21 protein-coding genes are annotated in these 25332 nt (G+C 70.2%); 16 read left to right on the forward strand and 5 right to left on the reverse strand.

The features are described 5' to 3' along the window. Nucleotides 1-14: 14 nt before the first annotated feature. Nucleotides 15-551 (reverse strand): winged helix-turn-helix transcriptional regulator, encoded by a 537-nt coding sequence (locus H6900_13775; protein MCC0074348.1) that lies wholly within the window; start codon nt 549-551, stop codon nt 15-17. 105 nt (nt 552-656) lie between these two features. Between H6900_13775 and H6900_13780 the strand changes: the two genes are divergently transcribed. The 9 genes from H6900_13780 to H6900_13820 all read left to right on the forward strand — a co-directional run bounded on the left by H6900_13780 (nt 657) and on the right by H6900_13820 (nt 10518). Then, nucleotides 657-1517 (forward strand): hypothetical protein, encoded by an 861-nt coding sequence (locus H6900_13780; GenBank protein ID MCC0074349.1) that lies wholly within the window; start codon nt 657-659, stop codon nt 1515-1517. A 2-nt stretch (nt 1518-1519) separates the two neighbouring features. Continuing rightward, entirely contained in the window at nt 1520-2770 is a 1251-nt protein-coding gene (locus H6900_13785) for a 2-hydroxyacyl-CoA dehydratase (protein ID MCC0074350.1), read from the forward strand. A 46-nt stretch (nt 2771-2816) separates the two neighbouring features. Continuing rightward, complete coding sequence (locus H6900_13790; protein ID MCC0074351.1) at nt 2817-3953, forward strand: CoA transferase; 1137 nt, start codon at nt 2817-2819, stop codon at nt 3951-3953. Between the two features lie 21 nt (nt 3954-3974). Beyond that, complete coding sequence (gene dctP / locus H6900_13795; GenBank protein ID MCC0074352.1) at nt 3975-4979, forward strand: TRAP transporter substrate-binding protein DctP; 1005 nt, start codon at nt 3975-3977, stop codon at nt 4977-4979. 58 nt (nt 4980-5037) lie between these two features. After that, nucleotides 5038-5544, forward strand: a complete 507-nt coding sequence (locus H6900_13800) for a TRAP transporter small permease (protein MCC0074353.1) — start codon at nt 5038-5040, stop codon at nt 5542-5544. After that, nucleotides 5544-6824 carry a TRAP transporter large permease gene (locus H6900_13805; GenBank protein ID MCC0074354.1) on the forward strand — a complete coding sequence of 427 codons (1281 nt, stop codon included), beginning with the start codon at nt 5544-5546 and terminating at the stop codon, nt 6822-6824. Before H6900_13800 ends, H6900_13805 begins: the two co-directional genes overlap by 1 nt. Then, a complete protein-coding gene (locus H6900_13810) occupies nt 6794-7990 on the forward strand; it encodes a cytochrome P450 (GenBank protein ID MCC0074355.1) in 1197 nt (398 codons plus the stop codon). Before H6900_13805 ends, H6900_13810 begins: the two co-directional genes overlap by 31 nt. Then, the gene (locus tag H6900_13815; protein MCC0074356.1) at nt 7987-9159 is read left to right on the forward strand and encodes a cytochrome P450; all 1173 of its coding nucleotides are present in this window, start codon (nt 7987-7989) and stop codon (nt 9157-9159) included. The genes H6900_13810 and H6900_13815 overlap by 4 nt, the downstream gene beginning before the upstream one ends. Before the next feature lie 87 nt (nt 9160-9246). Next, complete coding sequence (locus tag H6900_13820) at nt 9247-10518, forward strand: flavin-dependent oxidoreductase (protein MCC0074357.1); 1272 nt, start codon at nt 9247-9249, stop codon at nt 10516-10518. Nucleotides 10519-10546: 28 nt separating this feature from the next. Here the strand turns inward: H6900_13820 and H6900_13825 are convergent, their stop codons facing one another. Then, nucleotides 10547-11014 (reverse strand): MarR family transcriptional regulator, encoded by a 468-nt coding sequence (locus H6900_13825; protein MCC0074358.1) that lies wholly within the window; start codon nt 11012-11014, stop codon nt 10547-10549. A gap of 133 nt (nt 11015-11147) precedes the next feature. Between H6900_13825 and H6900_13830 the strand changes: the two genes are divergently transcribed. Further along, nucleotides 11148-12347, forward strand: coding sequence for an efflux RND transporter periplasmic adaptor subunit (locus H6900_13830; GenBank protein MCC0074359.1), 1200 nt, complete (start codon nt 11148-11150; stop codon nt 12345-12347). Continuing rightward, nucleotides 12344-15397, forward strand: coding sequence for an efflux RND transporter permease subunit (locus H6900_13835; protein ID MCC0074360.1), 3054 nt, complete (start codon nt 12344-12346; stop codon nt 15395-15397). Before H6900_13830 ends, H6900_13835 begins: the two co-directional genes overlap by 4 nt. Nucleotides 15398-15428: 31 nt before the next feature. Here the strand turns inward: H6900_13835 and H6900_13840 are convergent, their stop codons facing one another. Then, entirely contained in the window at nt 15429-16595 is a 1167-nt protein-coding gene (locus tag H6900_13840; GenBank protein MCC0074361.1) for a DUF1501 domain-containing protein, read from the reverse strand. Nucleotides 16596-16599: 4 nt separating this feature from the next. Then, a complete protein-coding gene (locus H6900_13845; protein ID MCC0074362.1) occupies nt 16600-17958 on the reverse strand; it encodes a DUF1800 domain-containing protein in 1359 nt (452 codons plus the stop codon). Nucleotides 17959-18083: 125 nt separating this feature from the next. On the opposite strand from H6900_13845, the gene aroQ reads away from it, so the two are divergent. From aroQ to H6900_13870, 5 genes are all read left to right on the forward strand, one after another. Further along, the gene (gene aroQ / locus H6900_13850; protein MCC0074363.1) at nt 18084-18545 is read left to right on the forward strand and encodes a type II 3-dehydroquinate dehydratase; all 462 of its coding nucleotides are present in this window, start codon (nt 18084-18086) and stop codon (nt 18543-18545) included. 127 nt (nt 18546-18672) lie between these two features. Continuing rightward, entirely contained in the window at nt 18673-19941 is a 1269-nt protein-coding gene (locus tag H6900_13855) for a peptidase (GenBank protein ID MCC0074364.1), read from the forward strand. A gap of 31 nt (nt 19942-19972) precedes the next feature. Then, nucleotides 19973-21541: a thiol oxidoreductase gene (locus H6900_13860; protein ID MCC0074365.1), complete on the forward strand. Its 1569-nt coding sequence runs from the start codon at nt 19973-19975 to the stop codon at nt 21539-21541. 1 nt (nt 21542) lies between these two features. Further along, nucleotides 21543-22517: an imelysin family protein gene (locus tag H6900_13865; GenBank protein MCC0074366.1), complete on the forward strand. Its 975-nt coding sequence runs from the start codon at nt 21543-21545 to the stop codon at nt 22515-22517. A 689-nt stretch (nt 22518-23206) separates the two neighbouring features. After that, on the forward strand, nt 23207-24313 hold the full coding sequence (locus H6900_13870) for a TIM barrel protein (GenBank protein ID MCC0074367.1): 1107 nt from the start codon (nt 23207-23209) through the stop codon (nt 24311-24313). Between the two features lie 121 nt (nt 24314-24434). Here the strand turns inward: H6900_13870 and H6900_13875 are convergent, their stop codons facing one another. After that, a complete protein-coding gene (locus tag H6900_13875; GenBank protein ID MCC0074368.1) occupies nt 24435-25331 on the reverse strand; it encodes a methylenetetrahydrofolate reductase in 897 nt (298 codons plus the stop codon). Nucleotide 25332 lies beyond the last annotated feature (1 nt).

Genomic DNA, 25332 nt, shown 5'->3' on the forward strand with positions numbered 1-25332 from the left:
CCGCGTCGGCGGCGCTAGTCCTCGTCGCCGCCCTCGCCCGGTGGAACCGTCGCCGCCAGGTGATCGACCAGCCGGAACAGCACGTCGAAGAACACCGCGCGATCAGCCGGGGCGATGTCCTGGAACCAGGTGTCGTGGCGCGCGGTCATCGCCTTGCGCACCGCCACCGCCAGGCGCACCCCCTCGGGGGTCAGAGTCAGCCGGTTCGCGCGCCGGTCCTCGGTGCTGCGGCGCCGAATCAGGACGCCGCGTTTCTCCAGCCGCTGCACGACCCGCGTGACCGCCGATTTCTTCAGCACCAGCGAGGCCGCCAGATCGTTTTGCGTGACGCCGGGGTTGGTATCCACCACCGCCAGCACCCCGACATCCCCCGCGTCCAGCCCGAACTCGGCCCGCAGATCGTCGGCCGGCGCGCGCAGCAGGAAGCGCAGGCTGCGCGTCAGGAACGGCAGGTCGCCAGCCAGCCAACCGGCGCGCACCACCGCCCCCGACCGAAAGCGGAACGCCCGGTCGTCGCTCTCGTGTGGCTGTGTCGTATGATCGTTGCCCATGTCCGCACCCTGCCCATCGGGCCGGTCCGGCGCAAGGGCCCAACAACCGGTTTGACGCCCGGTGACGGTCGTTGTTAGCGTGGTTCGTTCCAAGCGAGTCGCCCGATGCCCGCCCAGATCCTGCTCTTTGGCCACGGCGTGCCGCTGTCCGATCCGGTGCTGGCCGGTCTGGCGGTGCGCGACGTGACACGCCTTTACCGCGCGCCGATCCCCGGCAGCCGGGTGGCCCCGCTGCTTGAGCCCTTTCTGGACCCTTTCGTGCGCGCCTTCCTGCTGGGGCTCGAGGCTGGCGCCTTTCAGGACGCGTCGCTTGTGGTGATCTGGCGGCAGGGCGCGGGCGCGCTGCATGCCTACCGCTACGCGCAGGAACTGCGCCGCCTGGGCCTGGTGCCGGCGCTGCCCAGGCTGCACCTGTGGAACCGCACCGGAGGCGAGACCGAGGCCGCGCGCGCCTTTGACGCCACCCAGGACGCCGCGCTGGCCGCGCTGACCGCCGGCCTGCCGCGCGGTCCCGTGCTGGACCGCGAGGGGCCGCTGGCGGTGCTGGACGCGCGCCAGGCGGCGGGGCTGATCTCGGGCAGTCTGGCCTTTGCGCATCGGCTCAAGGCCCGCGCGACGGGCCTGCCCGCCGCGACCGAAACCGCGGGTCAGACCAGCGGCCCCCGGCTGGCGCTGGCCGGGGCGCCCCTGGGCAGCGACCGGCTGCACCGCTGGCTCGATCGACAGGGCCAGTTGGTGCTGGACCTGCAAGGCCCCGACGTGCCCAACCGCTACCCGCTGGAGCGGATGCTCGAACGGCGCGGGGTCGAAATCCTGGTCTGGCAGGTCGATCCCCACGACGACCTGCACGGCTGGAAGGCCCCGGCGACGCACGCGCTTTGCCGCCGACTGGGCATCCGCTTTGTCGATCTGGGCTATATTCCCGCCTTTGCCAGCTTTCGCGACCTGCCCGAGGTGTTGCCGTGACACTGTCCTGCACCGCTCAGGCGGCCGCCTATCAACGCGACTGGACGAAAAGCCTGCGCGCCCGTCTGGCCGCCGGCGAGGCCTATGCCTTTGCCAATGCCGACACCCCGCTCGAGGTGTTCCACGCGCTGGGAATGCCGGTGGTGGTGAACCAGTGGTGGTCCTCGGTGATCGCCGCCAAGCAGCTCAGCGCGCTGCATCTCGATGCTTCGGAACGGGCCGGGTTTCACGGCCGGCTGGCCAAGTATTCCGCCCTGCCCCTGTTCGCCGCGCAGGACGGCCGCCCCGAATCCCAGCCCTGGGGTGGCCTGCCCCATCCGGGCCTGCTGTGCGCGCGCGCCAGCGCCGACGACCACCCGCTGATCTTTGCCGAATGGGCGCGGCTGACCGGCGCGCCGCTGCGCATCCTCTCGGCTCCCGGCCATGACGCGCCCGCGCCGGACTGGTGGACGCCCCTGCGCGACCCATGGGAGGACGAGGTCGGCACCGCGCGCCTGGACCTGATGGTGGCCGAGATCGCCGATCTGACCGCCCTGGCCGAAACGGTCGCAGGCCGCCGGACCGAGGACGGGGCGCTGGCCGCGCTCATGGCGCGCATCGACCGGCAGGAGCGGCTGTTCGACGAGACCGCGCAACTGATCGCCGACGCCCCGCGCCTGCCCGTCCGGATCTCCGAGATGATCCCCAATGTGATGATCCCGCAGTGGCACCGCGGCAGCGACTGGGCGCTGGCCCATGCCACCCGCTTCCGCGACGCGGTGGCGGCCCGCATCGCCGAGGGCGCGGCCGTCTGCCCCGATGAGCGCGTGCGCATGATGTGGATCGGCGCCGGGCTTTGGTTCGACACCGGTTTCTATACCCGGTTCGAGGACCAGGGCGCGGTCTTTGCCTGGTCGATGTATCTGCCCTTTGCCGCCGACGGCTACCTGCGCGCCGACCATGGCGACCCGATGCGCGCCCTCGCCGCGCGGGTCATCGACCTGAACGAACACCTGCACCAACCGCCCTGGGCTGGCGCCTGGCACGTCAAGGAGGCCTTGCGCCACCGTATCGACCTGGCGGTCATCATCGTGCCGGCCAGCGACCGCCCCTCGGGCTATGGGACGAATTTCATCGCCCGCGCCCTGAACGAGGCCGGAATCGCCTGCGTGATGATCGACGCCGACATGGTCGATGCGCGCGCCTGGGACGGCGAACGCGCCCACCGCCTGGTGTCCGAGGCGATCGACCGGGTCTTGCAAAAAGGTCGTTGACAGAGTCATCAAATAGTTCATCCTGTGAACCAATGCGGAGGACAGGATGACGACGCCACAGGCCCTGGCCGGTCTCAAGGTTGCGGATTTCAGCCATGTGGTGGCGGGTCCCCTGGCGACGCATTTCCTGGCCCTGAACGGCGCCGAGGTCACCAAGATCGAACCCCCTCGCGGCGACCCGTTGCGCAACTATACCCTGGACCCCGCCCAGCGCGGCCTGTCGCCGGCCTTTGCCGGGATCAACGCGGGCAAGCGGTCGCTGGTGCTGGACCTGAAGACCCCGCAGGGGCGCGAACGCGCCGAGGCGGTCATCGCCGGCTCGGACGTGGTGGTCGAGAATTTCCGCCCGGGCGTGATGGCGCGGCTGGGCCTCGGGGCAGAGGCGATGCGGGCGAAATACCCGCATCTGATCTGGTGCGCGGTGTCGGGGTTCGGGCAGACCGGGCCCATGGCCGATGTCGCGGCGATGGACCAGATCGTGCAGAGCCTGTCGGGCGTGATGCTGCTGTCGGGCCTGCCCGACGACCCGGCGATGCGCGTGGGCTTCCCGCTGGTCGATACCTTCACCGGGCTGCTTGCCGCCTTTGCCATCCAGACCGCGCTCTTGCAGCGCGAGCGGGGGCTGGTGCAGGGGCAGGAAATCGACGTGGCCATGCTGGACGCGGCGCTGGTGATGATGCTGTCGGTCGTGAACCCGCTGCTGATCGCGGGCGAGGAACCGGCGCGCACCGGCAACCGCGGGTTCAGCCGCGCGCCGACCTCGGACACGTTCGCCTGCGCCGAGGGCGCGATCACCCTGGGCGCGGTCGAGGACGGGCATGTCGCCCGGACCCTTGAGGTTCTGGGCCTGGGCGACCTGCTGGCGCGCCCCGAATTCGCCGACCGGGCGCAGCGGGCGGCCCATGCCGATGCGCTGGCTTCCCGCATGGCGGCGGTGCTGGTCACCCGCCCCGCCGCCGACTGGGAGGCCGCGTTTCGTGCCGTGGGCATTCCCGCGGCCCGGGTGCAGACCGCCGCGCAGGCGCTGGCGATGCCGCAACTGGCCGGGCGCGACCTGTTCCTGACGCTGCCCGACGGGCGGCGCATCCTGAATGCGGGGTTCCGTTTCCGAACGGGCGGCCCCGGAACGACCCGCCCCGCCCCCGCGCTGGGGGCGATGGCGGACCAAGACGCAGCATCGTGATCCAAGGGAGGAGGATACAGCATGACCAAGGCACTGACCCTGAGCGCGGCCCTCGCCGCCGCTCTGACCATCGCCGGCACCGCCGGCGCGCTGGATTTGCGCCTGTCGGTGGAAACCCCGCCAGGCCATGTCCGCAACCAGGCGGCCGAACATTGGGCGCAGGCGATCCATGACTTGTCGAACGGCGAGATCACGGTCGAGGTCTTCCCCTCGGGGCAGCTCTACAACTCGGCCGATGCGATCCGGGCGCTGGCATCGGGCGCGCTGGACATGTCGATTCAGGCCTCGCCCACGCTCAGCCGGCTTGAGCCGAATCTCAGCGTCATCACCCTGCCGATGTTCTTTGGCGCCTCGGTCGATCAGGTGCGCGGCGTCCTGGACGGCCCGTTGGGACAGGAATTGTGGGCGATGCTGGCCCGGCGCGGCATCACCGTGCCGACCGGCGGCCAGTTCGAATTCGCGCCGAACAACACCGCCTACACCACCGAGCCCGCGTCCAGCTACGAGGACCTGGTGGGCCGCACCGTCGCCACCCCGCCCAGCCCGGTGGTGGTGCAGATCATGGGCGCGATGGGGATCAACGGCGTCGCCACCCCGCGCACCGAGATCGTGCTGCAACTGACGCAGGGCCAGATCCAGGGCCTGGGCTCGGTCACCGACCTGACCATCTCGGGCGGTCGCCTGTGGGAGGCGGGCATCCGCTACGCCTTCAATGACAACGCCGGCTGGGGGGTCTACATCCCGCTGGTGTCGTCGCGCGCGCTCGACGCGATGACCGAGGCCCAGCGCCAGGTCGTCAACGACGCCTGGGCCGAGACCGTCGGCTGGGCGCGCGACGAAGCGGCCCGCGAACTGGCGCAGGCCCGGGCGACGAACGAGGCGCAGGGCATCACCTATGCCGACCCCTCGGAAGAGACCGTGGCGGCGATGCGGGCGCGGATGATGGACCTGCAAGGCGAGATTGTCGCCGCCTCGGGCATGGACGCGGATTTCGTCGGCCGCGTGCAGGCGTCGCTGAGCCAGTGAGCCACCGGGACCCCGGTGCGCCGGTGCGCCGGGGTCCCCATTCTTGCCGGAGCCGGGCATGATCGACCGAATCCTGACGATCTGGTCGCGGATCGAAACCGCGCTGATTGGCCTGCTGGTGCTGTGCGCGTTGGCGACCTTCCTGGGGGGCGCCGCGGTGCGGGTGCTGGCGCCGCAGCACGCGGTGGACTGGGCCGAGGAGATCGCGCTCTATTTCATCATCTGGGCGACGGCACTGGCGGGATCGACCCTGGCCGCCGAGGGACGCCACATCAACACCGAAATCGCCCTGTCCGGCCTGCGCCCGCCGGCGCGCCGGGCGGTCACGCTGGCCACCGGCGTGCTGACCCTGGCGTTCTGCGCCGCCGTCGCCTGGTATGGCTGGGAGGCCTTCCGCTTCTCGCTGATGCTCGATGACCGCTCGGCCTCCAGCCTCAGGGTGCGGCAGGCCTGGGCGCTGTTCCTGGCGCTGCCCCTGGGCATGGGCCTTTTGGTCGTCCGCATCCTGCTGCTGGCCCTGACGGGTCGCGCCATCACCGGCAACGAAACCCAGGGGGGCAACTGATGGAGGCGATCCTGGGTCTGGGCGGCATGTTGGTGCTGATGGCCCTGGGCGCGCCGGTCTTCGTCGCGCTGGGCACCGCCGCGCTGGTCATGCTGGCGTTCGAGGGGCGGCCGCTGATGGATGCGGCGATGACCTCGATCTCGGGCATCAATTCGACGACCTTCCTGGCGGTGCCCTTTTTCGTGATGGCCGCGACCTTCATGCAGCGGGGCGGCATCGCGCGCATCATCATCGACGCGGCCGAGGCCTGGGTCGGCCACATGCGCGGCGGGCTGGCGCTGGTCTGCGTGCTGGCGACGACCCTGTTCGCGGCGATCTCGGGCTCGTCGGTGGTGACGGCGATGGCGATGGGCACATTTCTGATCCCGGCGATGGTGGCGCGCGGTTACGACCGGCCCTTTGCCCTGGGCACGGTCGGGGCCTCGGGCACGCTGGGAATCCTGATCCCGCCGTCGCTCAGCATGATCCTCTATGGACTGATCGCCGAACAATCGGTGCCGCGCCTGTTCCTTGCCGGGGTCATCCCCGGGCTTATCCAGGCGGCAATCCTGGCGGTGGTGGTCATGGTGCTGTCGCGCAAGCGCGGCTATGCCTCGGGCACGCGGGTCAGCCGGGCCGAGTTCCTGCGCCGCAACCTGCGCGCCGTGCCGGCGCTGTTCATCCCGGTGTCGGTGTTCGTGGGCATCTACACCGGCATCACCACGGTGACCGAATCCGCCGGGGTCGCGGCGGTCGCTTCGGTGCTGATCGCGGTTCTGGTCTACCGCGAGATCACCTGGCGCGACATCTTTCCCATGGCCGCCGAGGCGATGAAATCGGCCAGCGCCGTGACCTTCATCGTGATGTTCGCGATGCTGTTCGCGCACTGGATCACCGGCAGCGGCATCCCGACGCAACTGGTCCGCTGGGCGGTGGGCGTCGGGCTGGAGCCCTGGCAATTCCTGATCGCGCTCAATCTCATCATGCTGGTGATGGGGATGTTCCTGGATGCTGTGGCGGTGCTGCTGATCGTCACGCCGATCGTGCTGCCGCTGCTGGGGTCGCTGGGCATCGACCCGATCCATTTCGGCATCGTGCTGATCGTCAACATGGAAATCGCCTTTCTGACGCCGCCGATCGGGCTGAACCTGTTCGTGCTGTCCTCGATCGCCAAGGCGCCGCTGTCCGAGGCGATCCGCGGCATCGTGCCCTTCATCCTGGCGATGATCGCCTTCCTGCTTCTCGTCACTTATGTCCCGGAGGTCTCGCTATGGCTGCCGACGACGGTCTTCGACCGATGATCCCGCATGATTGGGACCCGACCGGCCCGGCCAGCCTGGCCGATCCGCAGGCCGAGCTCGCGCGCCTGCGCCGCGATTGCCCGGTGGCGGGCTCGCACAACTGGGGCGGGTTCTACACGCTGACGCGCCATGACGACGTGATCGCGGCCTCGAAGGACCCCGAGCGGTTCACCGCGACGGTCCAGACAGTGATCCCCGCCTCGCCGCGCAAGGGGCTGCCGCGCCTGCCCCTGCAAAAGGACCCGCCGGAATCGATGCGGTACCGCAAGGGGCTGAACCAGTTCTTCAAGGAGAACCGGATTCGCGCCATCGAAGCCCCGATGCGCGCCCTCGCCGAGGGGCTGGCGCGCGATCTCGCCGCCGCCGCGACGCCCGAATTCGGCACCGGCTTTGCCGCGCCCTTTACCGTCGGCTCGCTGTGCATCCTGGCCGGCATGGACCTGTCCGAGGCCGACGAGCTGGGCCGGCTGGGGCACGACTATGTGGCCGCCGTGCAAGGGGGCGACATGGCCACCGCCGGCGCCATCAGCCGCGCGATCGACGGCTTTGCCCTGCGGCTGGTCGCCGACCGTCAGGCCGCGCCGCGCGACCCCGAGACGGACATCGTCTCGGGGCTGATGGCCTTTGACCCCGACGGCGGCCCCTACACGACCGAGGAACTGGCCGGCATGGTGCGCCTGATGCTGATCGGCGGGCATGTGGTGCCGCGCAACTTCCTGTGCTCGATGGCCTGGCATCTGGCGGGCGACGGCGCGCTTCAGGCCAGGCTGCGCGCCGACCGCCTGGACCGCCGCCTGCTGATCGAGGAGATGCTGCGGTGCTATTCGCCCAACCAGGCGCTGGTGCGGGTGGCAACGCGGGACACGCGGATCGGCGGCACTTTGATCCCGCAGGGCTGCCCGGTGGCGCTGAATTTCCTCAGCGCGAACCGCGACGAAACCGTCTTTGACGATCCCATGCGCTTTGACGAGACCCGCAATCCGAACCGCCACATCGCCTTTGGCATCGGGCCCCACATGTGCCTGGGGCTGTCGGTGGCCAAGTTGCAGGCGCGCATCACCCTCGATGTGCTGGCCGCCCTGCCCCCCTTCACGATCGGCGCGCGCGTCCAGTGGGCCCGCTGGACCGAATACGGCGTCACCCGACTGGAGTTGACCTTCGCATGAAACCCGCCGACTTCATCGTCCCCGAGACCGAGGATTTCGACAGCCCCCACGCGCTGTTCGCGGAGCTGCGCGGCCGTTGTCCGGTCGCCTGGGCGAACGAGATGGGCGGCTTCTGGGCGGTCACCCGACACGCCGACATCTGCCGCGTGCTGACCGACTGGCAGACCTTTACCACCACGGTGCAGAACGTGGTGCCCCCCGTCGCCACCACCCAGCGCCGCCCGCCGCTGCATCTGGACCCGCCGGGCAACATTCCCTACCGCAACGCGATCCTGCGCTTTCTCAGCCCGAAACGGATCGACGCATGGCGCCCGGTGATCGCGGACATGGTGGCCGAGCACCTCGACCCGTTCCTGGACGCCGAGGGCGGCGACATCTGCGCGGATTTCTCGTTCACCCTGCCGATCGCGCTGCTGGCCGCGTTCTTCCGGCTGGCCCCCGAACAGGCCGCGGAAATCCGCCGTGTCGGGGCCGAGTTCAACATGGCGCTGCAACGCCAGGACTTTGACACGCTGCGCGAACGCTCGGACGCGCTTTATCAGATCGCCGCCCGGCTGATCGCGGACCGCAAGACCAACCCGCAGGACCCCGACCTGGACCCGGTCTCGAACCTGCTGGCCGTGCGCATCGACGGCGAATCCCTGCCCGACGACAAGATCCTGGGCGCGCTCAGGCAGTTCCTGCTGGTCGGGATCATCGCCCCGACAACCTTCATCGGCTCGATGGCGATCCACCTGGCGCGCCACCCCGAACACCACGCCGAACTGACCGCGAACCCGGATCTGGTGCCCGTCGCGCTCGAGGAACTGCTGCGGCTCTACACCCCCTATCGCGGCTTTGCCCGCACCGCGCGCCACGACGTCGAGCTGGGCGGCAGGACGATCCGCGCGGGCGACGCGCTGGCCGTGGTCTTTACCTCGGGCAACCGCGACGGCGCGGTCTTTCCCGACCCCGACACCTATCGGCTGGACCGCGCGGACCCCGATCTCGTGACCTTCGGGCGTGGGCCGCACATGTGCCCCGGCGCGCCGCTGGCGCGGGTGCTGCTGGCCGAGGTGCTGCACCAGATCGTCACCAAGAGCCGGCGGCTGGTGCTGAACGGCCCGCTGGAAATGACGCGCTGGCCGGAATACGGGCCGTTGACGGTGCCTCTGCGCGTGCTTCGATAGGTTCGGCGCATCCCCCACCTTGCCCGACCCGGGTTTCTTTGCCAGAAGGCTGACAGAACGAGGTGGGGGACGTCCATGACACGGGTGATGATTGCCGGCGGCGGGATCGGCGGGCTGACGATGGCGCTGACGCTGCACCAGATCGGCGTGCGTTGCGTGGTCTTCGAATCCGTCCGCAGCCTGAAGCCGCTGGGCGTGGGGATCAACCTGCAACCCAACGCGGTGCGCGAACTCTACGACCTGGGCATCGGCCCCGAGGCACTGGACAGCGTCGGCGTCCCGGCAAGGGAATGGGCGCTGGTCGGGCGCAACGGCAACGACATCTACGCCGAGCCCCGGGGGCTGGACGCGGGTTATCACTGGCCGCAATACGCCGTGCACCGGGGCGATTTTCACATGCTGCTCTATCGCACCGTGATCGCGCGCCTGGGGGCCGAGGCGGTGCAGACCGGCCGCCGCGTGACCGGCTATCGCAACAACGCCGACGGCAGCGTCACCGCCATCTTCGACGACGGCTCCGAGGAAACCGGCGCGATGCTGATCGGCGCTGACGGTATTCATTCGGCGGTGCGCGCGACCATGCACCCCGCCCAGCCCCCGATCCACTGGGGCGGCGCGGTGATGTGGCGCGGCGTGACGCGGGCAAAGCCCATTCGCACTGGCTCCAGCTTTGTCGGGCTGGGAACCCACCGCCACCGGATGGTGATCTATCCGATCTCGCACCCCGATGCCGACGGCACCGCACTGATCAACTGGATCGCCGAGGTCACCTATGACGATCCGTCGGCGCATGAGACCACGGGCTGGTTCCGGCAGGTCGGGATCGAGGACTTCCGCCACCATTTCGATGGCTGGCGCTACGACTGGCTGGACGTGCCCGCGCTGCTCGATGGCGCCGAGATCGCCTATGAAAACCCGATGATCGACCGCGACCCCGTAGACACCTGGCGCGACGGCAACGTGGCGCTGATGGGCGACGCGGCGCATGCGATGTATCCCACCGGCTCGAACGGCGCCTCGCAGGCGATCATCGACGCGCGCGTGCTGGGCGCGAAACTGGTGGCCGAGGGCGTGACGACCGCGGCGCTGGCCGCCTATGACGCGGCGCTGTGCGGGCCGGTGTCGCAGTTGATCCTCAGGAACCGGGGCGCGGGGCCGTTTGGCCTGCTCAACCTGGTGGACGACCGCTGCGGCGGCGCGTTCGACGACATCGACACCGTCATCCCGCCCGCCGAACGGGCCGCGTTCATGGCGGGCTACAAGGCCGCCGCAGGCTTCGCCATCGAGACCCTGAACGCCGCCGCGCCGACGATCCCGGCCGGGGCGCGCGCCGGCAACGGGTTGGCGACGACGCGCTGAGGCCCGGACCCGGCGGCCGCGGCCGCGCTCAATCGGGGAAGTGGCCGGCAAACACCCGGGCGGCGTGTTCCATGCCTTCGGCCAGCGACGCGTGGAAATTCGCGAACAGGGCAAGGCGATCGCGCGTTTCGCCGGCGCCGTCCGGCAGGGTCCGGGCGATGTGGCCGACGGTTTCGGACATGTGGCGCATCCGGGCCGAGATGCCGTCCAGAAGCGCCTCATAGGGCTGGGCCGCGACGCGGAAGTAATCCTGACGATCGCCGCTGACGTTGAACTTTTCCACCAGCCCGCGCTGGATCAGCGTGCGTGCGTTCACGCTGACGCTGCCCCGGCTGACCCCCAGGTCGGTCGCGAGATCGCTGAAGGACCGCGCGGTTCCGTCGAACATCAACAGCCCCAGGATCCGCCCCGAGATCGGCGACAGCCCCTGCCCTTCCAGCGCCTGCCCCATGAAGGCGACGAATTCGGCGCGTTTTTCCGCGATCTGCTGATCCATTTCACCCATCCGTGACATGAACCGCTATAGAACCGGCTTTACGTTCATTCAAGACTGAACGCTTCTTGACGGGCCGTCCGATCCCGCCTATTTGCGTTCAGTTCAGAATAAACTTGGACAGCCGGAGTCCCCGATGCGCCTGTTGACCGCCCTTCCCCTCCGGCTGGCCGCCGTGGCCCTGTTCGCCCTGGGCCCCTGCCTGCCGGTGCTGGCGCAGGACCAGGCGCCCGCCGTGACTGTCGCCACCGCGCAGGAGCGCCCGCTACGGCGCATCGTTCCGGTCTCGGGCACGCTGATCGCCCGCAACGAGGTGCTGGTCTACCCCCATGTCGCAGGCTTCGCGATCACCGAACTCAACGCCGAGATCGGCGACCGGGTCGAGGCCGGCGCGGTGCTGGCACGGATCGACGACCGCACCCTGACGCTGCGCGTCACCCAGGCCGAGGCCGCGCTGGCCAGCGCCCAGGCGGCGATGCACCAGGCCGAAAGCCAGGTCGCCGCGACCGAGGCGCAGTTGCGCCAGGCCAACCAGGTGCTGGACCGGGTGCAGCGGTTGCGCGAAAGCGGCGCGGCGACGCAATCCTCGCTGGACGAGGCCCAGGCGGCGCAACAAGGTGCCGAGGCCGGCGCCCAGTCCGCGCAGGACGGCGTTCAGGCGGCGCGCGCCGGGCTTGAACAGGCGCAGGCCGCGCGCGACGTGGCGCGGCTGGACCTGGCCAACGCGGCGATCACCGCGCCGGTCGCGGGCATCGTCTCGGCCCGCAACGGACAGATCGGCGCCATTGCCGCGTCGAACGGCGAGCCCATCTTCCGCCTCATCGAGGGCGGCGAGGTCGAGGTTTCGGCCGAGGTGATCGAAACCGAACTGGTGCTGCTGCACGACAACGACCCCGCGACCCTGGTCATCGCCGGGCTGGCCGACCGCGCCGGGCACCTGCGCCGCATCGCGCCCGTGGTCAACCGCACCAGCCGCCTGGGAGAGGTCCGCATCGCCATCGACGACAGCGAGGGGTTGCGCCCCGGGCTCTATGTCGGCGGCCATATCGTGACCGAGAATCGCACCGGGCTGGCGGTTCCGGCCGGCGCGGTGCTGCGCGACGGCAACGGTGCGCATGTGCTGCTGCTGGGCGCGGACAACGCGCTGATCCGCCGTGCGGTGGACCTGGGCCTGACCTGGGACGGCTGGCAAGAGATCATCCGCGGCCTGAACGCGGGCGACGAGGTCGTGGCCCGCGCCGGCGCCTTCTTCGGCGAAGGCGACGTGGTGCGCCCGATCCGGCCCGACACGGCCGACACCCAGGCGACCGGCGCCGCGACGGGGGCCACGGAATGAACCTTTCGACCTGGTCGATCCGCAACCCGGTTCCGCCGATCGCGTTGTTCGTGGTGCTCTGCGTGGCGGGGCTGGTCAGTTTCTCGCGCCTGCCGGTGACCGAGATGCCGAACGTGGACCTGCCGGTGGTGCTGGTCGATGTCGCCGCCCCCGGCACCGCCCCCTCCGAGATCGCCTCGCAGGTAATCCAGCCGATCGAAACCGCGGTCAGCGACATCGCCGGCCTGCGCCACATCGAGGCCATCGCACGCGACGGTGGCGGGCATCTGACGATCCAGTTCGAGTTCGGCACCAACACGGACCGCGCGCTCAACGACGTGAAGGATGCCGTCACCTCGGCGCGCAGCCAGATGCCGGACACGGCCTCGGACCCGGTGGTGCAGCGGCTGGATTTCACCGGGCGGCCGATCCTGACCTATGCCGTGGCCGACCAGACCCGCAGCATCGAGGAGCTGTCCACCTTTGTCGATGACGTGGTGGCACGCGCGCTTCAGGGTGCGGACGGGGTCGGCAGCGTCTCGCGGCTGGGCGGCGCCGACCGCGAGATCCGCGTCGATCTCGATCCCGACCGGCTGCTGGCGCTGAACCTGACCGCAAGCTCGGTCAGCCAGCAACTGGCGCAGACCAATCTCGACCAGGGCGGCGGCCAGGGCGATCTGTTCGGCGCGCAATACGCAATCCGCGCGCTGGGATCGGCGCTGACGCTGGACCAGTTGGCCGAAACGCCGATCCGTCTGCCCACGGGCGACACGGTGCGGCTGAACCAGTTGGGCACGGTCACCGACGGCGCCAGCGAGGCGACCAGTTTCGCCCTCTACAACGGCCGCCCGGTGGTGGCCTTTGGCGTGTTCCGCGCGACCGGGGCCAGCGACCTGGTGGCCGCGGCCTCGGCCGAGGCCAAGCTGGACGAGCTGCGCGCCCTCTATCCCGATACCGAATTCTCGCTGATCGACGATGCCACCGTCCACACCGAGGCAACCTTCGAATCCGCGATGGAGACCCTCTACGAGGGGGCGCTGCTGGCGATCATCGTCGTCTTTCTGTTCCTGCGCGACTGGCGCGCGACGATCGTTGCGCTGATCGCCCTGCCCCTTTCGGCGATCCCGACCTTCATCGTCATGGACCTGCTGGGCTTTTCCCTGAACACGATCAGCCTGCTGGGCATCACGCTGGTGGTGGGGATCCTGGTCGATGATGCGATCGTCGAGATCGAGAACATCGTCCGGCACATCCACATGGGCCGGCGCGCCTATGAGGCCGCGATGGAGGCCGCGACCGAGATCGGCACCACGGTGATCGCGATTTCCATGACCATCGTCGCGGTCTTTGCGCCGGTCAGCTTCATGGGGGGCGTCGCGGGCGAATTCTTCAAGCAGTTCGGCCTGACCGTGGCGGTGGCGGTGCTGTTCTCGCTGGCGGTGGCGCGTCTCATCACGCCGCTGTTCGCGGCCTATTTCATGAAAAGCAAACCCGACGGGCACGCGGTCAAGGACGGCGTCATCATGCGGACCTATCTGCGCACGCTGGGCTGGACGCTGCGCAACCGCACCATCACGCTGATCTTCGGACTGCTGATCTTCGGCGCATCGATCTATTCGGCGACGCTGCTGCCGCAAGAGTTCATCCCCGAATCCGACACCGGGCGCGCGGCCGTCGCGGTGGAACTGCCGCCCGGCACCACCATCGCCGAGGCCCGCGCGGCGGGGCTCGCGATCACGCGCCGCATTCTCGAGGTGCCCGAAGTCCGGCGCGCCTTTGTGGACGGGTCTTCGGCGACCAGCTTCACCGTGCAGGTGAACTATGGCGACAAGTCCGAACGCAGCCGCGATTTCCGCGCCATCAACGCCGATCTGGAACGCCATCTGGCGGACCTGCCCGACATGCGGCTCTATGTTCTGGCGCAAGACGCGCAGCGCGACATCACGATCAACGTGCTGGCCGACACCGAGGCCGGCGCGGCCCAGGCGGCCGGGGCGCTGCTGTCGCAGATGCGCGCGCTGCCGTTGATCCGCCATGTGTCCAGCGAGGCCGCGCTTCTGCGCCCCGAGATCCAGATCACCCCCGACCCCGAACGCGCCGCGGAACTGGGTGTCACCTCGGCCACGCTGGCCTCGGCCATCCGCATCGCGACGATCGGCGATCTGGACACCAACCTGGCGCAATTCGACGCGGGCGACGAGCGCATCCCGATCCGCGTGCGCCTGAACGAGGCGACGCGCACCGACGTCTCGCGCCTGATCGGGTTCCGCGTTCCGTCCGCAAGGGGCACGATGGTGCCACTGGGGGCCATCGCCGAGGTGCGCCTGTCCTCGGGCGTGTCGGTGATCGAACGCTACGACCGCCGCTACCGGGTGTCGATTCAGGCCGATCTGGCACCAGGCGCCTATCTGGGCCCGGCGACCGCCGCGATCGAGGCCCTGCCCGCCGCCACCCACATGCCTGACGGGACCGAGATCCAGCCCTCGGGCGATGTCGAGACGATGAAGGACATCTTTTCCAGCTTCGCCCTGGCGATGGGCTCGGGCCTGATGCTGGTCTATGTGGTGCTTGTGCTGCTGTTCAACAGCTTCATCACCCCCCTGACCATCATGCTGTCGCTGCCCCTGGCGATCGGCGGCGCGATCTTTGCGCTCTATCTCTATGGATCGGGGATCGGCCTGTCAGTGGTGATCGGCTTCCTGATGCTGATGGGGATCGTCACCAAGAACGCCATCATGCTGGTCGAATTCGCGCTCGAGGGCGTCAAGGGGGGCATGGACCGCGCCACGGCGATGATCGACGCGGGGCACAAGCGCGCGCGCCCGATCGTCATGACCACGATCGCGATGGCGGCGGGCATGGTGCCCTCGGCGCTGGGAACCAGCTCGGGGGGCGAGTTCCGCGCGCCGATGGCGATCGCGGTGATCGGCGGGCTCTTGCTGTCCACGGCGCTGTCGCTGCTGTTCGTGCCCTCGGTCTTCAGCGTGCTCGAAGGGTTGAAGGACCGGATGCGCCGGTTGCTGCAATGGATGCTGGGCGGCGACAGCCTGTCGTCGCACCGCCGCCACTGACGGGACCGGGCCACCGCCTCCCCCGGCGGGGTCAGCGCAGAAGCCCCTCCATCGGGGCGATGGCGCGGCTGTCCGGAAAGACCGCAGCCTCGACAAAGGCCGGGGTCAGGCCAAGGTGCCGGATCAGGATCGCCTTGAAGATCCCTTCGTAGGCGTTGGCGGCCAGGACGTCGCGGTCCTCGAACAGGGCCGCGTCGTTCAGCCCGGGCCAGCGCCCGGCGATCCGCCCGCCGCGCACCGCGCCCCCCGCCAGCATGGCCAGCCCGCCGGTGCCGTGGTCGGTCCCCCCTGAGCCGTTCTGCGCGGCGGTGCGGCCGAATTCGGACCCGACCATGACCACGGTTTGCGCCCAGGCGGGGCCCAGCCGGTCGGCCAGCGTGCGCAGCCCGTCCGCCAGCGTCTCCAGCATCCGTTCGAGCCGCCAGGCTTGCCCGGTGTGGGTGTCCCAGCCTTGCAGCTCCATCACCGCGATGCGCGGCCCGTCGGCGCGCGCCAACAGATCCCCCGCGGCCCGCGCCGCCACCGAAAAGGCCCGCCGATCCCCCTGGGCACCGGCGGCGCCCATGCCCATGTCGGGTTCCGGCGCGCCCCGCGCGTCGCCCAGCGCCGCGGCAAAGAGCGGATCGGCCTGATAGACCTGCGCCAGGCGGGCCAGGAAATCCTCGTCCAGGTCGGGCAGTTGTTCATCCACCCAGGCCTGCACATGCGCCGGCCCTTGCAGGATCAGCGGCACCGCGGGCCCCAGCGCCAGCCCCAGCCGCCGGTCGCCCCCGTTCAGCCCCAGGATCGCCCGGTTCAGCCAGCCGTCGCGCGCCCCGAACGGCTGGCCCGAGCCGTTCTCGAGCATGTTCTGCCCGTCGAAATGGGACCGCTCGCGGTATCCGGTCGCGGCGGCGGGGACGAAACCGAGCGTGCCGTCCTGCCACAGAGGCATCAGCGGCGCCAGCGCGGGGTGCATCCCGAAATACCCGTCCAAAGACAGCACCTGATCGGCCTGCAACGCCAGCCCGGGCCTGAGCCGGTGATAATCGGCGTCGGCAAAGGGCGCCAGCGCGTGCAACCCGTCGAGCCCGCCGCGCAGAAAGACAAAGACAAAGCGGTTGTCGGTGGGCGCCGCGGCAAAGGCCAGCCGCGAGGCGGCCAGCGAACCCAGAAGCCCGGCGGCCCCGGTTCGCAGAAAGGCACGGCGGTTCAGCATTCGGTCACCTCCTCTGGAATTCCGGGCTGGTCCAGATCATCGTCAGCCCCGCGTCCTGCGAGGGGGCGCGGAACACCCAGGTGCGGGTCGCATCGCGCGCCACGGGGCCGATGGTGGCGTCGAACGCCTGTCGCAGGTCCTGCCCGCCCGCGCGCCGGGCCGCGAACTGATGCGCCCATTCCAGCCGGATCATCACCGTTTCCGGCCCGATCCAGTCCGACGCGCGGTCCCCCCAACCCTGCGGCGAGGGCGCCAGATAGGGGAACTGGCCCAGCAAGCGCAGCGGGCGGAACAGGTCGGGCACCTGCGGCGTGGCGTTTCCGGCCGCGCGGTTCACCGCCAGGACGAACTCCTGATGCGACTTGACCTTGGCCAGCGGATCGGCCCAGGCGGCGTCGAGCGCGGCGATCGCGCGCGTCACCTCGGCCAGGTCGCCGTCGCTGTCCAGATAGACCCGGGTAATGCGCGCCACGGCCTGGGGCGGCGGATCGTCGGCCACGAAATGGCGCACCAGCTTGGTCGCCAGGTGCTGCGCCGTCGCCGGGTGGCGCGCGAGATCGTCAAGGATGCGCGGCACCTCGGCCTCGCCGTCCTCGGGATAGGTGCGGCCCAGGATGGTCTTGGGCCCCGGTTCATGCTGTCGCGGGACAAAGACGAAGCGGCCGTGAATCTCCTCGCCCCCGCCACGCCTGAGGCCGCCATGGCTCCACCCGGTGAGGGCCAGCGCGAACTGGATCACGTCATCCTGGGAATAGCCGCCATCGACCCCCAGCGTGTGCAGCTCCAGCACCTCGCGCGCGAGGTTCTCGTTCAGCGTGGTTTCCAGCCCCTGCTGGCGCATCCGCACCGCGCCCGAGGCCGATCGCGGCCCGATCGAGGACGGATTGTCCAGATAGATCAACATGCACGGATGGCGCACCACGGTCTTCAGCATGTCCGCGAAACGGCCAAAGACATGGGGACGGATCGCCTCGCGCACATAGGCGGGGATCATGTTGGCGATCGGGCCGCGGCTGCGCGACACGGTGAAATGGTTGGCCCAGAAGCGCACCATCCGTTCGCGCAACGGCGCGGGCGTGGTGACCGCCAGCGCCGCCGCGGCCAGGACCTCGTCGCGGTAGGCTTCGAACTGGCGCTGGTTCACGGCGCGCAGGGACCCGTCGCGCGCCCGCCGCGCGGTCGCGTAATCGGCGATCATCGTCGCGCTGGGGGCAAAGCCGGCCAGCGCCGCCGGCAGGCCCGCCGACGGCACGATCTGCGCCCCCACAAAGCCGCGCGGGTCGCCACCGATCAGCGCCGCGTCGCCGGGCCCCGCGCCCATGCCGAACCGGTTGAGCGCGGTGAAACTGTCGATGTCGCGCATGGAGGCCTCCGGTTTTCGTGCTCAGTCTATGTCAGTCGGCCCCGCGCGCACAGCCCGCCGGCGAACACATTTGCGCGGGCCGGGCGGGCGGCGTATGGTGGCGCAGATCCAGATCCGGCGGAACGATGACCCAGACGATCCTTATCCTGAACGGCCCCAACCTGAACCTGCTGGGACGGCGCCAGCCGGACGTCTACGGCCGCGACACGCTGGACGACGTGGCCCGCGACTGTGCCGCCGTGGGCGCCGAGTTCGGGCTTGAGACCCGGCTGTTGCAATCGAATTGGGAGGGGCAGATCGTGGACTGGATCCACGAGGCCCGCGAGACCGCCGCCGGCATCATCATCAACCCGGCGGCGCTGACGCACACCTCGATCGCGGTTCTGGATGCGCTGCACGCCTTCGAGGGCCCGGTGATCGAGGTCCATATCAGCCAGGTGCACAAGCGCGAGGCCTTCCGCCACCAGTCCTATGTCAGCCTCCGCGCCGACGCGGTGATGGCCGGGTTCGGCATTCACGGCTATGCGCTGGCGATGCGGCATATGGGGCGGCTGCTGGCCAATCCCGATGAAAAGAATCGGGATTGACACCGCGGCCGGCCCGACGCATGGTGCGGCCAGCCCAGCCCCCTCGCGATGTCCCTGCGTCGAGCCAGCCCGGCACCGCCGCATCGCCCCGCGCCGGTCTGCGCCCCTTGCCAAAGGACCCTACCCGATGACCCGCCTTTCCGTTTCCACCCTTGCCCTTGCCGCCGCTCTGGCGCTGCCCGCCGCCGCCGCCCGCGCCGTGACCGAGGCCGAGGTCGCCGCGACCTATGGCGCGCTGGGCGAGGCCGTCTTTGCAGACACCGCGACGGCCGGCGCGGCGCTGCAATCGGCGGTGCGCGCGTTCCTCGCTGCCCCGTCGGCCGAGGGGCTGGCCGCTGCCCGCGACGCCTGGAAGGCTGCCCGCGTGCCCTATCTGCAAACCGAGGTGTTCCGCTTCGGCAACCCGCTCGTCGATGACTGGGAGCCGCAGGTGAACGCCTGGCCCCTGGACGAGGGGCTGATCGACTATGTCGATCGCAGCTATCTGGGCGGTGACGACAACCCCGCCGCGCGACTCGATGTGATTGCCAATCCGCAATTCTCGATTTCGGGGCACGCGGTCGATGCCAGCGTGATCGACGCCCATCTGCTGCGCGACGTGCTGCACGATGCCGAAGGGGTCGAGGCCAATGTGGCCACCGGCTACCACGCCATCGAATTCCTGCTCTGGGGGCAGGATCTGAACGGCACCGACGCAGGCGCGGGCGACCGGCCCTGGACCGATTATGCCACGGGCGATGCGTGCACCCATGGCCATTGCGACCGGCGCGGCGCCTATCTGGCGGCTGCGACCGGGCTTCTGGTGGACGATCTGCAACAGATGGCCGCGAACTGGGCGCCCGGCGGACCGGCGCGGGCGCGGGTCACCGACGACCCGGCCGTGGGACTGTCGGCGCTTGTCACCGGCATGGGCAGCCTGTCCTACGGCGAATTGGCGGGCGAACGCATCCGCCTGGGCCTGATGCTGAACGACCCCGAGGAAGAGCAGGACTGTTTCTCGGACAACACGCACAACAGCCACTATTACGATGGGCTGGGCATCCAGAACGTCTATCTGGGGCAGTATACCCGTCTCGACGGCACCGTGGTCACGGGGCCCAGCCTGTCCGCGCTGCTGGCGGCGACCGACCCGGCGCTGGACCAGTCGATGCGCGACGCGCTGGCGACCTCGGTCGGGGCGCTGCACCACATGGTCACGGTCGCCGTGGGCGGGATGCCCTTTGACATGATGATCGCTCCCGGCAACACCCAGGGCGAGGCCGTCATCATGGCGGCGGTCGATGCGCTGGTCGATCAGACGCGGGTTCTGGAACGGGTGATCGACACGCTGCACATCGGCGGCACCCGCATCGAAGGGTCGGACAGCCTGGACTCGGGCGGCGCCGTCTTCCACTGACGCCGACCCGGTTATCCAAGGGGGACACGACATGTCGCGAACCGGCCTCTTGCGGACGCGGGTCTGGCTGACGCGGGCTTGGCTGACGGTGGCGCTGCTGCTGGGCACCCTGCCCGTGCCGGCGCCGGCGCAGGCGCAGGACCTGCGAGACCTGCACCTGAACGCCCTGCCCCGCACCCCGTCCGAGGCCGCGCGCGTGGCCACGGTCGTCGCCCCGCCCCAGGACCCCACCCAGCCGCAACGCTTCGCGCGGCGCTCGGGCGGGGCGGCGACGGTGCGGGTGCGTCCGGGCACGGATGCCTTCTCGCAACCCTCGGCCAATCTGGCGTTCGAGGACCAGATGCGCTTTCGGCTGGGCAACGGGCTGTTCACCCGACTGTGGGTTTCGGCGCCCTCGTCCACCATCGCCTCGGACGGTCTGGGCCCGATGTTCAACGCGCGCGGATGCCAGAGCTGCCACCTGATGGACGGGCGCGGGCACCCGCCGGTTGCGGGCACGGACGGCGCCATGACGATGTTCCTGCGCCTGTCGATCCCCGCGCCCCAGGGCACCGCCGGCCCCTCGGGCATTGCCGATTGGCTGGCCACCCTGCCCGACCCGGTCTATGGCCGGCAATTGCAGGACCTGGCGATCCAGGGCCAGACCCCCGAGGGCCGCGTCGCCGTCACCTGGACCGATGTCCCCGTCACGCTCGAGGGGGGCGAGGTGGTCACCCTGCGCCGCCCGGACTGGCGGGCCGAAGGGTTGCAATACGGTCCCCTGGCGCCGCACGCGATGCTGAGCGCCCGGGTCGCGCCGCAGATGATCGGACTGGGCCTGCTCGAAGCCATCGCGACCGAGGACATCCTGGCCCTGGCCGATCCCCTCGACGCGGACGGCGACGGGATCTCGGGGCGGCCGGCGATCGTCTGGTCGCCCGAATTCGACGCCCCGATGCTGGGCCGATTCGGCTACAAGGGCGGCAGCGCGACGGTGCGTCAGCAAAGCGCGGCCGCGTTCCTGGGCGACATGGGGTTGTCCACCACCCTGTTCCCCGACGGCCAGGGCGAGTGCACCGAGGCCGAGGTCGATTGCCGCGCCGCCCCCGATGGCGGCGACCCGGAACAGGGCGGGGTCGAGGTCAGCGACGAGGCGCTCGATCTGGTCACCTTCTACGCCCGAAATCTGGGCGTGCCGGCGCGGCGCGACCTGGACGACCCCGAAGTGCTGCGCGGGCGCACGATCTTTCACCAGTTGCAATGCGCGGGTTGCCACCACCCCGCCTTTGTCACCGCCCGCTTGCAGGACCGTCCCGAGCAGAGCTTCCAGCTGATCTGGCCCTACACCGACCTTTTGCTGCACGACATGGGCGAAGGTCTCGCCGACAACCGCCCCGAGGGACGCGCCACGGGCCGCGAATGGCGCACGCCGCCGCTGTGGGGGATCGGGTTGACGCGGCAGGTCAGCGGGCACAGTTTCTTCCTGCACGACGGGCGCGCGCGCTCGCTGATCGAGGCGATCTTGTGGCATGGCGGCGAGGCCCAGGCCCCGCGCGACGCCGTGGTCGCCCTCGCCCCCGACGACCGCGCCGCCCTGATCCGATTCCTGGAGAGCCTCTGACATGCGCCTGCCCCTCGCCCTTTGCCTTCTGGCCAGCCCTGCCCTAGCCGATGCCGGGGCCGTCATGGACCGCCAGATCACCCCGGGCACGGCCGCCTTCACCGCAGCCGCCGCGACCCTGGCCCAGGCGGCCGGGGACGATTGCCTGCCCGCCAGCGTCGCGCCCGCCTGGAACGGCGCCTGGGACGCCTGGCTGGGCATCGCGCATTTCCGGCTGGGCCCGCAGGAAAACGCCGCGCTCGACATCGCCTTCTGGCCCGACGACCGCGGCACCGGGCGGCGCACCTTGGCACGCATGATCGCGGCCGGCGACCCGATGGGCCAGACCCCGCAGGGGGTGGCGCAGATCTCGGCCGCGGCGCGCGGTTTGTCGGGCCTGGAAACCCTGCTTTTCGACCCCGATTTCAACACCTACGCCACCGGCAGCTACAGTTGCACGCTGGTCGCCGCGTTGGCGCAGGACCTGGCCACGCAGGCCGCCGACCTTGAAACCGCCTGGGCCGCCTATGCGCCGCTGCTGCGCGCGCCCGGCGCGCCCGGAAACGCGACCTACCTGTCCCCGCGCGAGGCAGACGGCGCGATCTTCACGCAGGTGATGGCCGGGATCGAGTTCGACGCGGACCAGCGGCTGGGCCGTCCCATGGGCACGCCCGACCGCCCCCGCCCCGGCCATGCGGAAAGCTGGCGCGCCGGCCGCAGCCTGCGCAACCTCGTTCTGTCCCTCGATGCGCTGCGCCTGACCGCCGAGGCCCTGTCGGACGCCCCGATCGACAGGGTTGAGGCCGCGTTCGACACCGCCGCCTATTTCGCCGGGGCAATCAGCGACCCCGGATTTCAGGATGCCGCCGATCCGATGGGCCGCCTGCGGCTGGAATCCCTGCAAGGGCGCATCGCCGCGATCGGCGTCGCGCTGGAGCAGGATATCGGCGAACCGCTGGGCATCGCGCCCGGCTTCAATTCCCTGGATGGCGACTGACCGATGACCCGACGCAGAACCTTTCTCGCCGGCCTGCTGGCCGCAACGGCCCTGCCGGCGCCCGGCTGGGCCGATGTCGGCGCGCCGCGCTGGCTGGCGTGCGCGCGCGACCCGGGCGGCGCCTTTGCGCTTTATGGGATCGCGGCCGATGGTGCCGATACGTTCCGCCTGTCGCTGCCCGCGCGCGGTCATGCCGGTGCCGCCCACCCCCACCGCGCCGAGGCGGTCGTCTTTGCCCGCCGCCCGGGCAGCTACGCGCTGGTGCTCGATTGCGCCTCGGGTGCGGCGCTGCGCCAACTCGCGCCGCCCGCGGGAATGCAGTTCAACGGCCATGGCGCCTTCACCGGGGACGGGGGCCTGCTGTATACTGTCGAACAGCGGGCCGAAGACAGCGTGGGCTTCCTGGGGATCTGGGACGCCGACTACCGGCGCCTGGGGCAGATTGAAACCGGCGGCATCGGCCCACACGAAGTGCTGCGCCTGGCTGGCGACGTGTTCGTCGTGGCGAACGGCGGGATCGCCACGGCGCCTGACGATCGGACCAAGCTGAACGTGCCGCAGATGGCACCCAACCTTGCCTATATCGAACACGACGCCCTCGCCGAGACCGTCGCGCTGGAGCCCGGGTTGCACTTCAACTCGATCCGGCATCTGGCGCATGGGCAGGGCGTGACCGCCTTTGCCATGCAATGGGAGGGCGCGCCCGAGCGGACCGTGCCGCTGCTGGGCCTGCACCGACGCGGCGCGGCGCCCGTTCTGGCCAGCGCGCCCGCGACCGAACAGGCCCGGATGCAGGGCTACGCGGCGTCCTGCGCCTGGTCGGGCGACACCTTCGCCATCACCTCGCCGCGCGGCAACCGGCTGCATCGATTCACGGCAGATGGCCGCTTTCTGGGCGCCACCGAACGCACCGATGTCTGCGGGCTGGCGCCCTGCGACGGCGGCTTTCTCACCACCGACGGGCGGGGCGGCTTGCTCAGCATCCAGGCCGGTGTGCCGCACGCGCTGGGGCTGCGCGACCGGGCGTGGGACAACCACATCGTGACGCTGTGAGGCGGTTCTCGGCCAATCTCGGTTTCCTGTGGGCCGACCTGCCCCTGCCGCACGCGATCCGCGCCGCCCATGCGGCGGGTTTCGACGCGGTGGAATGCCACTGGCCCTATGCCACCCCGCCCGGAACGCTGCGCGCGGCCCTGATCGAGACCGGGCTCGCGATGCTCAGCCTCAACACGCGGCCCGGGGACACGGGGCGCGGCGACTTCGGCCTGTCCGCCCTCAAGGGCCGCGAGACCGAGGCCCGCGACGCGGTGGACGAGGCCTTGCGCTATGCCACCGAGACCGGCACGCGGGCGGTGCATGTGATGGCCGGCCGCAATGGCGACCTCGACACCTTCCTGGCCACGCTGGCCCATGCCTGTGACGCCGCCCTGCCGCTGGGGCTGACGATCCTGATCGAACCGCTCAACCGCTTCGATGCGCCGGGCTATCTGCTGGAAACCACCGATCAGGCGGCGGCGATCCTCGACCGGCTTGCCCGGCCCAACCTCAGGATCCTGTTCGACTGCTACCACGTCGCACGAACCGAAGGCGATGTGCGCGCGGCCTTTGATAGACACCGCAACCGCATCGGCCATGTGCAATTCGCCGCCGTGCCGGATCGCGGCCCGCCGGACCACGGCGCCATCGACTACCCGACGCTGCTGGCCCGGCTCGACTGGCCGCTCCCGTTCGGCGCCGAATACCGGCCCTTGGGGCCGACCGACACCACCCTCGGCTGGATGGCGGCGTGTCGATAGAGGCGCGGGGGGATTTTCAAGGGGTCCCCATGGACCCCTTGAAGCGGGGGGTTCGGGGGGCAGCCGCCCCCCGACGCCCGACAAACCCGACGCCCGACAAACCCCGATTCCTGGCGCGACGCTAGACCTGGCGCGCCTCGTTCAGCCACTCGGCCGTGGCCTTGATGCCCCCCAGCGGGAACAGATGCACCCGGTCGATCAGGCTGCCGGGATGCGCGGCCTTGTAATCGGCGACCTCGGTCAGCAACTCGGTCGGGGCAAAGGGCACCAGCAGTTTCGACAGGTCCAGCGCGCGTTTTTGCAGCACCGCCATCGACGGGCCGACACCGCAGGCGACGGCGTATTTGATCAGCGTCTGCAACTTGGTCGGGCCGGCCGCGCCCAAATGGATCGGCAAGGTCACGCCCATCGCCGACAACCGCTCGGCCCAGGCGATCACCGGCCCCGCGTCAAAGGCAAACTGCGTGGTAACCGCCATCGCGATACCGGTGCGCGCGGCGAAATCCTGCTTCCAGAGCAACGCGCGGTCCACCTCGGACGTGCCGCCCTTGCGGTCGATGTCCTTGTTGCCCTCGGGGTGGCCGGCGACATGCAGACGGCTGTAGCCCAGGTCCTGGAACACCCCCGTTTCCAGCATGTCCAAGGACGAGGCGAACGGCCCCGCCGGCGTCGCGTCGTTGCCCGCGAGCACCAGCGCCTGTTCGGCCCCGGCCGCGCGATAGCGCGTCAGACGGTCCACCAGCGCCGCATGCGAGGCGATCGCGCGCGCGGGCACGTGCGGCATCGGCGCGAACCCGTCCGCGGCCAGCCTGCCGACGGTCTCGGCCATCTCCTCGACCGAGGTGCCCTCGATATGCGCGACATAGACCCGGGTGCCGGCGGGCAGCAGCGGGGCGAAGCTGTCGATCTTGGCGGCGGTGCGGGGCATCACCTCGATCGAGGCCCCGTCGAGGAAACCCGCCAGAGTCTCGCTCTTGTCGGACGCGCCCTTGTTTGAGCGCAGGTTGAACAGGGCCATG

This window comes from Rhodobacter sp. (assembly GCA_020637515.1).
Lineage (GTDB): Bacteria > Pseudomonadota > Alphaproteobacteria > Rhodobacterales > Rhodobacteraceae > Pararhodobacter.